11 protein-coding genes are annotated in these 12,373 nt (G+C 72.8%); 4 read left to right on the forward strand and 7 right to left on the reverse strand.

The genetic code is table 11. The annotated features are described in order from the left end of the window. Positions 1–9: 9 nt before the first annotated feature. Positions 10–1,503, forward strand: coding sequence for a condensation domain-containing protein (locus tag AB0J72_RS14805; RefSeq protein ID WP_363398807.1), 1,494 nt, complete (start codon positions 10–12; stop codon positions 1,501–1,503). Here AB0J72_RS14805 and AB0J72_RS14810 read toward each other — a convergent pair. The 4 genes from AB0J72_RS14810 to AB0J72_RS14825 all read right to left on the reverse strand — a co-directional run bounded on the left by AB0J72_RS14810 (position 1,475) and on the right by AB0J72_RS14825 (position 4,113). After that, a complete protein-coding gene (locus AB0J72_RS14810; protein WP_363398808.1) occupies positions 1,475–2,233 on the reverse strand; it encodes a hypothetical protein in 759 nt (252 codons plus the stop codon). The genes AB0J72_RS14805 and AB0J72_RS14810 overlap by 29 nt on opposite strands. Continuing rightward, positions 2,221–2,745, reverse strand: coding sequence for a SigE family RNA polymerase sigma factor (locus AB0J72_RS14815; RefSeq protein WP_363398810.1), 525 nt, complete (start codon positions 2,743–2,745; stop codon positions 2,221–2,223). Before AB0J72_RS14815 ends, AB0J72_RS14810 begins: the two co-directional genes overlap by 13 nt. Positions 2,746–2,900: 155 nt before the next feature. Further along, positions 2,901–3,320, reverse strand: coding sequence for a hypothetical protein (locus AB0J72_RS14820; protein WP_363398812.1), 420 nt, complete (start codon positions 3,318–3,320; stop codon positions 2,901–2,903). Positions 3,321–3,393: 73 nt separating this feature from the next. Next, positions 3,394–4,113, reverse strand: a complete 720-nt coding sequence (locus AB0J72_RS14825) for a histidine phosphatase family protein (RefSeq protein WP_363398814.1) — start codon at positions 4,111–4,113, stop codon at positions 3,394–3,396. Between the two features lie 84 nt (positions 4,114–4,197). Here AB0J72_RS14825 and AB0J72_RS14830 point away from each other — a divergent pair, with 84 nt between their 5' ends. Together AB0J72_RS14830 and AB0J72_RS14835 are read left to right on the forward strand one after the other, a co-directional pair. Beyond that, a complete protein-coding gene (locus tag AB0J72_RS14830; RefSeq protein WP_363398816.1) occupies positions 4,198–5,181 on the forward strand; it encodes an NPCBM/NEW2 domain-containing protein in 984 nt (327 codons plus the stop codon). 36 nt (positions 5,182–5,217) lie between these two features. Continuing rightward, positions 5,218–6,012, forward strand: a complete 795-nt coding sequence (locus AB0J72_RS14835) for an alpha/beta hydrolase (protein ID WP_363398818.1) — start codon at positions 5,218–5,220, stop codon at positions 6,010–6,012. A 1,262-nt stretch (positions 6,013–7,274) separates the two neighbouring features. Here AB0J72_RS14835 and AB0J72_RS14840 read toward each other — a convergent pair. Beyond that, a complete protein-coding gene (locus tag AB0J72_RS14840; RefSeq protein ID WP_363398820.1) occupies positions 7,275–9,227 on the reverse strand; it encodes a discoidin domain-containing protein in 1,953 nt (650 codons plus the stop codon). Positions 9,228–9,706: 479 nt separating this feature from the next. On the opposite strand from AB0J72_RS14840, the gene AB0J72_RS14845 reads away from it, so the two are divergent. Continuing rightward, positions 9,707–11,203: an FAD-dependent oxidoreductase gene (locus AB0J72_RS14845; protein WP_363398822.1), complete on the forward strand. Its 1,497-nt coding sequence runs from the start codon at positions 9,707–9,709 to the stop codon at positions 11,201–11,203. A 46-nt stretch (positions 11,204–11,249) separates the two neighbouring features. On the opposite strand, the gene AB0J72_RS14850 is transcribed toward AB0J72_RS14845, so the two are convergent. Both AB0J72_RS14850 and AB0J72_RS14855 read right to left on the reverse strand, forming a co-directional pair. Continuing rightward, on the reverse strand, positions 11,250–11,717 hold the full coding sequence (locus tag AB0J72_RS14850) for a YfbM family protein (protein ID WP_363398824.1): 468 nt from the start codon (positions 11,715–11,717) through the stop codon (positions 11,250–11,252). Next, positions 11,714–12,373, reverse strand: a complete 660-nt coding sequence (locus AB0J72_RS14855; protein ID WP_363398826.1) for a tetratricopeptide repeat protein — start codon at positions 12,371–12,373, stop codon at positions 11,714–11,716. Before AB0J72_RS14855 ends, AB0J72_RS14850 begins: the two co-directional genes overlap by 4 nt.

A 12,373-nucleotide genomic window follows, 5' to 3' on the forward strand; every position in this document is an offset into this window, starting at 1 on the left:
TCCGCCGCCATGAACCACGCGCCTGTTGATGCCCCTGTCCTCACCGCCGCCGGTCTCGTCCCGGTGGTCTTCGAAGGGCCGGGGGCCGGGAGCGGGCCGCTGTCCTGGGGGCAGATCGAGAGCTGGAACGCGGTCACGACCCTCGGCCACTGGATGCCGATCGGCGGGGCGCTGCCGGTGCGGCCCGGCACGACCGTCGAGGACCTCGCCGGCGAGCTGCGGCACCACCTGAGCCGGCACCCGTCGCTGCGGACGCTGCTGCGGATCCCGCCCGGCGGCGGCACCCCGACGCAGGAGGTCCACGCCTCCGGTTCGGCGACGCTGCAGGTGTACGACACGCGCGGCGCCGACCCGTCCGCCCTGGCCGACCTGGTGGCCGCACGGTTCCGGGACACGCCGCTCGACTTCACGGCCGAGTACCCGATCCGGATGGCGGCGGTGCTGCACGGCGGCGTGCCGAGTCACGTCGTCGCGCTCATCTCGCACTTCGCGGCCGACGGCGCCGGCGCGCAGGCCATGCTCCGCGACGTCGCCGCGCGACCCGCCGCCCCCGTCGAGGGCCGGCAGCCCCTCGACCAGGCGCTGTGGCAGCTGTCCCCGGCCGGTCGCCGCCAGAACGAGGCCGCCCAGCGGCACTTCGAGTCCATCCTGCGGACGATGCCGCCGGCGCGCTTCCGCAAGCCTGTTGCGGCGCGGCGGCCGCGGTACTGGCGCGGCGTCCTCGACTCGGCGGCGCTGCCGCTGGCGTTGCGGGCGCTGACCGCGCGGACCGGCGCGGACCCGTCGGCGGTGCTGCTGGCCGTGTTCGCCCTCGCCGTGCACGCGACGTGCGGCGTCGACCCGGTCGTCGTCCGTCCCCTGGTCAGCAACCGTTTCCGCCCCGGCCTCGCCGACGTGGTCTGCACCGCCGTGCAGGCCGGCCTCTGCCAGGTGCCGGTCGCCGCCGGCGTTGCTTCGGCTGCCGGCTCTGCTTCGGGCTCTACTTCGGGCTCTGCTTCGGGCTCTGTTTCGGGCTCTGCTTCGGGCTCTGCTTCGGGCTCTGCTTCGGGCTCTGCTTCGGCTGCCGGCTCCGCTGTCGGCGGCGGGGGTTTCGAGGGGGTGCTGGCGCATGCGAAGCGGGCGACGATGAGTGCCTACAAGCACGCGTACTTCGACCAGCGGGACCTGTTCGCGCTCGTCGACCGGGTCGGCGCCGAGCGGGGCGAGCGGCTGGAGATCGGCTGCTTCCTCAACGACCGCCGCGACCCTTCGGCCGGTGCGGGCCGCCCGGCCCCGACGGCGGGGGAGATCGCGGCGGCGCTGCCGGGGACGGTGTTCGACTGGACGGTCCGCCGGGACGCGCCGGGCTTCGAGCCGATGATCCTCGACGTCGAGGACACCCCGGGCGGCCTGCGCTGCACCGCGCACACCGACACGGCGCACATCTCCCCCGCCGACACGGCGGCGCTGCTGCACCACCTGGAGCGGGTCGCGGTCACAGCGTCAGGTGCGCGGCACGGCTGAGGCCGACCAGCTGCGTCATGTCCAGCGGCGGCTCGGGCCGGGTCGTGGTGACGGCGCCGTCCGCGCCCGTCTCGTAGTTCGCGGCCGAGACGCGGACGTGGACGCCATCGCGCCGGTACGCGTCGACGGTGCGCCGCACGGCGCCGCCGCCGAGGTCGGCCGTGACCCGGAGCACGACCGTGCCGTCCGCCTCCACGCTCCGCTCGCAGGTGCTGCCGGCGGCGCACCCGGCCCCGGCGGGCTCGGCCTCCTTCGACACCTCGGCGTCGACGCGGGACACGCCGGCGGCGTCGGCGACGACGACCGCCGCCACGAACCGGCCGCCGTCCGCGTGGAACGCCATCCCCCGCTCGCAGCTGATCGCGTCCTGCAGCGTCGCGCCCAGCAGCGCCTGGCGGAGCGGCTCGGCGAGCGCCGGCGTCAGCATGCCCTCGGTCACGGCCTCGAGCCGCCGGGCCGCGTCCTCCGCCTCGGTGCTCGCCGGCGGCCGGGTGGCCGCGCCGGTGGGCTCGCACGTCGCCGGCGGCTGCGCGGCGGCGCCGCCGTCACGGTCCCGGTCCACGACCAGCGGCACGACCGCCACCGCGACGACCACCACCGCCGCGACGGCCACGAGCAGCCGGGTCCTGGTCCGGTGGCGGCGCGCCCGGCGCACGACGGCGTCGAGGTCGACGCGCGACGGCGGGTGCGGCGGGTCGAGGCGGCGCAGTTCGTCGGTCAGCTGGTCCATGGCGACTCCTCCTGGACGGTCATGCGCTCCCGCAACGTGTCGAGGGCCCGCGCCGCCTGGCTCTTCACGGTGCCGGTGCTGCATCCGAGCTCCCGCGCGGTCTCCTCGACGGAGAGGTCGCAGCAGTACCGCAGCACGACCACGGCACGGCGGCGGGGCGGCAGCTCGTCGAACAGCGCCAGCAGCGACACCCGCTCGTCGACGGCGTCGCTGCCGGTCCCGCCGCCCACGGCCGGCGGCGGCTCGGGCATGACGTCCAGCGGCCGCTCGCGGCGCCAGGGGCGGCGGCGCTCGTTCAGCATGGTGCGCACCAGCACCCGCCGGACGTACCCGTCGACGTTCTCCGCCGCCGCCACCTTCGGCCAGTGCAGCAGCAGCCGGACCAGCGCCGCGGACAGCACGTCGTCGGCGGTGTGCCAGTCGCCGCACAGCAGGTACGCGACCCGGCGCAGCGCCGGCAGCCGTCCCGTCACGTACGCGCGATAACCCTCGACATCCGTTGCCACAACCACCTGACACCGACGGCGGCGTCCAGGGTTGCTCAGGATCCGCCAATGCGCCCTGTGCGCGGTCCGCTACTGCTCCTGCCTGCGATCCGCTGTTGCTCCCGTGCCCGGTCCGCTACTGCTCCTGCGCGCGGTCCGCTACTGCTCCTGCGCGCGGTCCGCTACTGCTCCTGCGCGCGGAGCAGGTCGGTGAACTCCGGGTATGACGAGTCCGACTTGGGGAGGATGCCGGCGGCGACCATCGCGGGACCGAGTTCCCGGCGCACGTCCGGGTCGTCGCACTCCAGGCCGAACTGGATGACCTCGGCGACGACCTCGGTCGTGCCGGCGCGGAAGATGGTGCCGCTGTCCACCTGGTACAGCCACGCGTCGAACCTGGGCTCGTCGCCGTCGACCACCCGCCACAGCCAGCAGAACCCGCGGAAGCCGGACTCGTCCTGGTCGTCTTCGGACAGCCGGGCCTCCGCGTCGAGGTCCTCGCCGTCGTACAGCCGGCCGGCCGCACGCAGCTGCTCACGCTCGACCGGGCTCAGCTCACCGGCGTCGGTGATCTCCCGCTCGTCCACGAATCGGCTCACCACGCCGCACAGCCAAGCGCACGCGACTTCCCGCGTCAACCACCCGCACCCGGCCGTCCGGATGAGACGGTGCGGCTCAGCGGTCGGCGTTCTCCCGCCGCGTCGCCGGGTTTTCGTCGCGGTGCAGGTGCTCCACGGCGTTGAACCGTTCGGGCCGCAGCCGCTCGCCGTCGGAGCGCCAACTGCTGATCGAGCAGTTGCCGAGCGCGCTGTCCTTGGCGAGCCGCATCAGGGCCGGCTCGTCGAGGCCTTCGACGAGGTACCGCACGAGCATGACGATCGCCTCGTGGCCGAACAGGACGACCCGGCCGCCCGGGTGCGCGGTCCGCACGTCGCCGAGCAGGGACCGCAGCCGCAGCAGCACGTCGGCCCAGGACTCGCCGCCCGGCGGGCGGTAGTAGAACTTGCCGAGCCGGCGGCGCCGGGCGGCCTCCACCGGCTGCCGCGCCTCGACGCCGCGGGTGGTGAGCAGGTCGAGGACGCCGAGCTCGCGGTCGCGGAGCCGCTCGTCGAGCACGGCCGGGACGTCCATCCCGGCCAGCGCCAGCTCGGCGGTCTGCCTCGTCCGCAGGTACGGCGAGACGACCGCCACCTTGGGACGCTCGTGCACGGGCAGCCCGGCGAGCCACCGCCCGACGGCCTGCGCCTGCTCGCGGCCGAGCTCGGACAGTGGGACGTCGGCGTCACGTTCCGGGATGGCGATCTCCTCGAGTCCACCGGCCTCGGCCTGCTCCGCAAGCACGTTGCCGGTCGACTGGCCGTGCCGGACGACACCGAGCCACTGAAGATCCACCATGTCGTCCCCTTTGCCCGCCTGGATTCCTTTCACACAAGGACTCTGACAAGATCGGACCTTCGGTCCTCGGGGGGTTGCGCAACGATGCTCGCGAATGCGGTGTTCACGGTCGGTGTGGTCCTGGTCGTGGCGGGTGTCGTCGGCTGGATCGTCGCGGGGATCCTCAACCGGGGCGGTTCCCGGGGCGCCGTCCCGCAGCCGGGCGAGATCTGGTGGGCCACCGTCCCGTACCGCGACGGCGAGGGCGAGAAGCGCCGTCCCGCGCTCGTGCTGGCGGGCGACGGCCGCTCGTACACCATCCTGAAGATCACCAGTCAGGACAAGAGCCACCGGCATGACCACATCGAGATCCCCACCCGCACGTGGGACCGGCGCGCCACGTACAACAGCTTCCTGGACCTCTCCGCGCCGTTCCAGCTCAACCGTCTGGACTTCGCCAACCGGGCCGGTGTCGCCGACCCGGCGACGTGGCAGCGGGTCGCGCAGCAGCACCGGGTCGGGATGCCGCTGCCGGCGGGTCGGAGCACGCCGTCGCCGGCCATCCGGGTGCTGAGCACCCTGGCGTTCGTGGCCGGCCTGCTCGCCATCTGCGCCGGCACGGTCGCGCCGTGGGTGAACGGGTTCCGCGACGAGCTGGCGACGGCGGCGAAGGGCGACATGCCGCTGCACGACGCCGGCCGGACCGCCTCCGACCAGGGCTCCTCGGGCCGCGCCTACGACAGCACCCTCAACGGCGTCCACTTCCCCGACTCGACCGGCTTCTGGGTCGGCTGCGAGGGCAAGCCGTCGGCGGTGACGTTCGCGCTGGACGGCAAGTTCAAGCGCTTCACCGGTACCGCCGGACTCGACGCCATCACACCGAAGGACGTCGTCGTCAAGCTGGTCGTCGAGGTCGACGGCAAGGACGCGGCGACGGTGTCCGTGAGCCGGACGACCTCCGCGCCGCTCGACGTCGACGTCACCGCCGCCCGCACGCTGACCCTGTCCGCGCTGCGCACGAAGGGCACCTGCGGCAACGCCACCCGCCCGTACGGCGCCGTCGGCGACGCGCTGCTGCACCAGTCCTGACCTCTTTTTGTCGTACCCCTCGGGCAGGATCCGGGTATGCACCTCGTCACCCGCGGCGCCGGCACCCCGGTGCTCGCCCTGCACGGCTGGACCGTCGACCACCGCATCATGTCCGGCTGCCTGGAGCCCCTCTTCACCCGCCGCCCCGGCTACCGGCGCCTCTACCCCGACCTGCCCGGCATGGGCCGCACCCCCGCCGGCACCGCCACCACCACCGACGACATCCTCGCCGCCGTCCTGACCCTCATCGGCACCGTCCTGGGCGGCACGCCGTTCCTCCTCGTCGGCGAGTCCTTCGGCGGCTACCTGGCCCGCGCCGTCGCCCGCGCCCTGCCCGACCAGGTCCTCGGCCTGGCCCTCATCTGCCCTGTCGGCCAGACCCTGGACCGCGACCTCCGGGTCCGCCCGCCGCACCAGGTGCTGCGCTCCACCCCAGGCCTCCTCGACGACCTCGACCCCACCACCCGGGCCGCCTACACCGACGGGGCCGTCGTCCAGACCCCGCAGACGCTGCACCGCTTCCACGAAGAGATCGCGCCCGCCCTCCAGCTCACCGACCACGCGGCGATCGCCCGCTTCGAGCAGCGCTGGCACCTGACCGAAGGCCCGGAGGGCCCGGAATTATTCGAACGCCCGACGCTGTTCCTGTGCGGCCGCCAGGACTCGTCCGTCGGCTACGCCGACCAGTACGCACTGCTCCCCCACTACCCGCGCGCCACGTTCGCCGTCCTCGACGTCGCCGGCCACAACCTCCAGATCGACCAGCCCACCCTGTTCGAGGCCCTGATGGACGAGTGGCTGGACCGCTGCACCACCGAGCCGCCCATGTGACACCCTCCGCACCCTGCTACCAGACCCGCCGAACCAGCACGCTCCACCCACGCCCCGCCCCGTGGTCCACCTATGTGCGCCCATCGTCGTCTGCCGGACAACGCCGTTGCAGGCACTGCCCCGTAGCGCCCAGCGACGATACGCAACCACGTGCTGCAACAGTCCAGCGACGCCAGGATGCCCCCCAGCGGCGCCACCCGGCCCGGCGGCGCCACCCAGCCCCGACGGATGGCGTCGGCACTGCTGCCAGCCGGCGCCACCTCCACCAGCGGCACACGCCCCCAGGACGACCAGCCGACGCCAACGGGCCCACGTTCGCAGCGCAACCAGCGGCCGCTACCTCCAGCAACGGCAGCCGGCAAGCGACCCCACGACGACCAGCCGACACCAACAGACCCACATCCGCAACGCGACCAGCGGCCGCCACCTCCCGCAACGGCCGGCGGCAAGCGACCCCACGACGACCGACCGACGCCAACAGACCCACATCCGCAACGCGACCAGCGAGCACTACCTCAAGCAGCCGCTGGCGCCGGCAACCTCAGGACGACCGGCGGCGACAACGGCTTACAACAGCGGGGCGCCGGCGGTGCTGTCACCGGTAGCGGCTGGCTGCTGACGACGGGCGCCTCAGGAGGGACCGGCGGCGAAAACGGCCCCGTCCTGCAGTGCGACCAGCGGGCGATACTTCGAGCAGCGGCTGGTGTGGCGGCTGACCACTGGCGGCGGGCGACCTCGTAGGACCGGCGGCGGCGATGGTCCACATCGGCAGCGCGGCCGGCGGGCACTGCCACCGGTAGCGGCTGACGGCGCGCCCGGGCGGGGCCACGAGGACCGGCGGCGTCGACGATCCACATCAGCAGCGCGGCGACCCGGGTGCCGTTCAGCAACGGCTGGCGGCAGTCGGCCCCACGACGGCCAGCGGCGCCGACGAACCATGTCGGCAAGGCGGACAAGGGTTGTCCAAACCTGCGAGCGGCCGAGGCATGAGCTCAGCCCGGGCACACTGCCAGTGATCCCGTGTGGTTTTGGTAGCCAGGGCTACCGGAACCGCACGGAATCATGAAACGACCACCGGTGGGCAGCACGGGCGCCGCGGAGATTCTCATGATCCGGAAGACTTTGTGCTGCTATGGCGACACAAACTCTTCCGGATCATGGGGAAGGCGGAGACACAGCACAGGGGGCGGGTGGCGGCCGGACGCCTGGTCGCCACCCGCCCTGGGCCCTGACCGTCGGCGTCGGTCAGGGGGGTTTCGGGGTCAGCCTGTGTAGACGCGGAACTCCGAGATCTGGCCGGCGGGCCAGCCGGTGTTGGCGGTGAAGTTCAGGCGCAGGTAGCGGACGCTGGTGGTGTTGGGCAGGGTGATGGTGACGGTGTTGCCGGTCGACTGGTTGAACGTGTAGGTGGTGGAGCCGACGATCGTCGTGCCGGTGGCGCCGTCGGTGACGGACAGCGTCTGGTTGCGGGTGCCCCAGTGCGACGGGAGCGTGAGCACGACGCGGCGGGCGGCGGTGGCGGCGCCGAGGTCGACCTGGAGCCACTGCGGCCAGGCGTTGTTGGCGCTCTCCCAGTAGGTGCCGGTGTTGCCGTCGACGGCGTTGCCGCTGCCGTACACCTGGGTGTGGCTGCTCTCCGACGTGGGGCGGCCCTGGGCCAGGTTGGTGTTCGTGTTCGGCGGCGGTGCGGTGGTGACGGTGACGGCGTTGGAGGCGCCGGACGTGTTGCCGGCCGCGTCGTAGGCGGCGACGGTGAAGGTGTACGAGGTCGACGCGGTCAGGCCGGTGGCGGTGAAGGCGAGCGTGCCGGTGGTGCCGATCGCGGTCGAGCCGGAGCCGTTGACGCGGGACACGCGGTAGCCGGCGACGCCGACGTTGTCGGTGGAGGCGTTCCAGGCGAGCGCGACGGTGGTGTCGGTGCTGCCGGTGACGCGCAGGTTGCCGGGGACGCTCGGCGCGGTCTGGTCCGGGCCGGTCGGGAACGGCACCGTGAAGCGGGTCGCGGTCAGGGCGACCTGGCCCTTCAGCATCCGGCCGCCGTCGTTGGTGAGGCGCAGGTAGTAGTCCGACGAGCAGGGGGTGCCGTCCTCGTCGAGGGCGCGCATCCCGGAGTTCGTCGGCTGCCACGCGGCGCTCTCGGCGGTCTTCGCGATCTGGTTGCCCTCGTTGAACTCGTCGAACATGGAGATGTAGACGCTCTGTACGCCGGCGCGGGTGTGGTTGTAGAACTGGCGCCACATCAGCTCGCCGTGGCGGCGGTGGCCGGCGGCGAGGTCGCCGGGGATGACGCACGGCTGGTAGTCGATGCCGCGGGCGTTGAGGTCGGCGAGGTCGGGCAGGACGCGGTTGGTGTAGAACCAGTCGGCGCCGTTGTTGTCGCTGATCCGGCCGACCATCCACGGCGAGATCATGTCGAACGCGTGGTACACGTCGATGAACCCGGCGCGGGAGTCGTCGGTGCCGAGGCGCCAGTGGGTCGGGACGCCGCCGATCACGTAGCAGCCCTGGCCCTTGAACCAGTTGATGACGTCGAGGCACTGCGCGGGCGTGAACGGGCGGCCGTCGTCGTTGAAGCCGAAGCCCCAGATGCACACGACGGGCTTGCCGTTCTGGCGGGCGTAGGCGGAGGAGGCGGTGTACGCCGACATCTTCGTCGTCCAGTCGGTCTTGATCTCCGACTGCATGGTCAGCCACCAGGTGACGTCGTACATGATGTAGAACTTGCGGCCGGTCGCCTCCGCGGCGGAGCGGACCTTGGCCGCCATCGCGTCACGGGTCGGTCCTTCGCCACCGAACGGGTTGAAGCGCTGCAACGCCGCGACGTCGCAGCCGTTCTGCTGCATCCAGCGGAAGTGGGTGTCCACGGTCTGCTGGTCGTAGGAGGAGAAGAGGTTGGCCGGCTGGCCGTTGCCCAGGTTGGCGAAGTTGGTGCGGTACCCGCGGGTGAAGTCGCGCATGTCGGGCCAGCAGGTGATCGAGCAGGCGCCGGGGGCGGGCGGCTGCGACCAGTTGGGGCTGTAGTGCCACCAGCCGTTGATCGGGGCGCCGTCGCCCGGGGCGGCGAACCAGCCCTGGTAGCCGACGGTGACCTTGCCGACGACGTCGCCGGGCGGGCTCGCGGCCTCGGCCGGTTGGGTGGCGGCCGCGATCGGCAGGGCGGTGGCGGCCGTCCCGGCGAGCGCGGTGGTGATGACGGAGCGGCGGGAAACTCCCATGTGGACTCCTCGGGTGTGCCCGTCGGGGCGTCCGGGGTCCCGCGTGGGCACGGTCGGCGGCACCGGCCCGATGGCGGTCGGGCCGGCGAACGGCACCGCGGCCCGTGCCGCGAATGGTGCTGCGACTGGTGCTCCGGGCTCGCGTTGCGGCTGGTGCTGACGACGGTGCGGCGGGACGGCTGACTGGCGACGGGGCGGGCGGGCGGGGGCTTGGATCGGCGGTGCAGCGGGCAGGCGGACCCGCGGACCGGCACTGAGCAGCCCACGCGGTGTCACGGCGCGGTTGGCGGTGCTGCCGATGTCGGCTTCTGGGCTGGAATCCTGCCAGCAACCCGCAGCGTCACGCAATACTTCGATGCAATCCCCGCAAGATTTCGACGATCATGAGGTGATCCAAGGGGGTCTCTTGACACGATCGTAAATGTGCAGCTCAGAGACGCATTGAGAAGGTTCTTCGCCTGTTGGGTAAGATCTTCGATGTGGCAGCCACAGCAGCGCAGCGCTTCGCGGAGATCAACACGCCGCACCCGCCGGCCGAGACGAAGATCCTCATGCGGCGGGCGGTCGTCCTCGGCGGCAGCATGGCCGGCCTGATGGCCGCCCGGGTCCTCGCCGACCACGCCGACGAGGTCGTCATCGTCGAGCGCGACGAAACCGACGTCAACGCCGGCCCGCGCCCGGGCGTGCCGCAGGGCAGCCAGGTCCACGCGCTGCTGCCCGCCGGGCAGGTGCAGCTCGACCGCTGGTGGCCGGACTTCACCGAGCGCGCGATCGCGGCCGGCGCCCCCGACGAGGGCCGCACCGACGCGAAGATCTTCATCAACGACGAGCTGCGCGTGACCACCGAGCCGCCGCCGGAGAAGCCGATCCTCATCACCACCCGCCCGTTCCTGGAGGCCCAGGTCCGCCGCCGGGTCCTGGAGAACCCGAAGGTCCGGATGGTGTACGGGCGGGCCGACGGCCTGCTGTTCGCCCCCGGTGAGGGTGGCGGCGTGGTCGGGGCCCGCTACGTCCCGGCGGCGACGGGCAGCCCGGCCACCGGAGCCGACGACGGCGGCAGCGGGGGCACCGCCCGTACCGACGCCGCAAACGCTGACGGAGGACAGGACGCGGCCGTCGAGCTCGCCGCCGACCTCGTCGTCGACGCGATGGGGCGGGCGAGCTCGCTCAACGACTGGCTCGAGGCACACGGCTGGCCCCGTGCGCCGATGCAACGCATGCCGATCAAGCTCAACTATGCGTCGGCCCTGTTCGAGCGCGACCCAGCGGTCAGCGACACGTGGATCGCGATCTCGCAGACCACGCCGGCGAAGGACCGGGTCGCCCGCATCGGCGGCATCAACTCCGTCGAGGGCAACCGCTGGATCATGCTGGTCGCCGGCTACGACGCCGACCGGCCCAGCCGCGACGTCGAGGAGTTCGCGAAGCGCTGCCGGCAGTACTTCCCGACGATGTTCGGCGACATCGCCGAGCACGGGAGGATGATCGGCAACGTCATCACGTATCACCAGGCCGACAGCCGCCGGCGCGACTTCGACCAGGTCGACCGCCTGCCGACGGGGATCGTCGCGGCGGGTGACGCGGTCGCGTCGTTCAACCCCGTGTACGGCCAGGGTATGACGTCCGCGACGCTGCACGCGTCGTGCCTCTCGGAGTGGCTGCGCACCGGGCCCGACCTCGCCACCGAACCGGCCCGCGGCTACTTCGAGCGGGTCCGAGTGGTGGTCGACGCGGCCTGGCAGGTGTCGACGTTCGCCGATCTCGGGCTGCCGCACATCACCAGCGGCCAGCCGCGCGGCTACAAGGTCATCAAGTGGGCCAGCGAGGTCATCCTCAAGGCGTCCATGACGGACTCCGTCACGAGCCAGAAGCTCAACCGGGTGACCACGATGCTGGACCACCCGAACGCGCTCGCCAGCCCGGGGCTGCTGCTGCGGGCGCTGCGGCTGAAGTGGTTCGGCGGCGCCCGCGCCTGACTCCGGGCGTCAGCTCATCCGGAGTCTCGTCCGGGGCTCCGGGGCGTCAGCTCATCCAGATGACGACGCTGTCGCCGTCGGCCGCGGCGGCGTGGAAGAACGCGACCAGGGTCTCGTAGGACGACCGCAGGTAGTCCAGGGACCCCGGCTCGTGCCAGATCATCGGGTACACGTCGTCGGCGGTCAGCGCCGCCGGCTCGTAGTGCGCGGCGAGGTCGGCGAACGGGGTGACGTCGAGGAACGCGGCGGCGGTCGCGACCTCCTCGGGGGTGAGCACCCGCGGCGAGTCGTAGCCCCACTGCTCGTCGGTGATCGGCACGCCGCCGCTGATCACGTCGACGGGCGCGTCGACCTGGGCGAGCAGGAACTCCAGCCCGCCCCACGCCTTGTCGACGTCGACGTGCGGCTGGTCGGTGATCTGGTCGTTCGCGGCGAAGTGATCGGTGCGCAGCAGGACGCGCAGGTCGGCCAGGTCGCCGTCGCGCAGCCGCGCGTACTGCGTGATCATGCTCATGAGGCGCGATCGTAGCCGAGCGCGCGGCGGGCCTCGCCGACCTGGCGTGCGACGGCGGCGGCGCCGTGCTCGGCGGCGAGCCGCTCCGCCCGCTCCAGCAGCGGCGGCACCTCGTCGTGCCCCCGCGCCGCCGCCTCCACCTGCGCCAGGGTCAGCAGGCTCGCCGCGACGCCCGCGTGGTGACCGGCCCGCTCCCGCAGCCGCGCCGCGTCGAGCAGGTGCTCGCGTGCCTCGTCGAGCCGCCCCGCCAGGTGCGCGGCGATGCCGAGGTGATGCAGTACCGACGACAGGGTGAGCGTGTCGTCCTCGGCCTTCGCGAGGACTCTCGCCCGTTGCAGCGCGGGAACCGCCGCGTCGTCGTCCTGGCGGACCACCTGATGGAAACACCCGATCCAGAACAGCGCCTCACCCTCGCCGCGCGCGTCGCCGAGCTGCTGGTAGAGCTGCGCCGCGCGGGAGAACAGCGGCAGCTCCGCCGGGTCCTCGACCCTGTCCTGCAGGAACCGGGCGTGCACGACCCTTCCGCGGGCCAGGGCGAGGTCCGCCTCGACCGCGTCGAGCTCGCGGTCGGCGGCGGGCAGCGCGTCGTGGTCGTCGCCGAGGACGCTCCGCTCGTACAGCTCCCGGGCCCTCGCCAGGCGGTGCTCCGCGCTCAT

Source organism: Dactylosporangium sp. NPDC049742, from assembly GCF_040674675.1.
GTDB classification, from domain to species: Bacteria; Actinomycetota; Actinomycetes; order Mycobacteriales; family Micromonosporaceae; genus Dactylosporangium; species Dactylosporangium maewongense.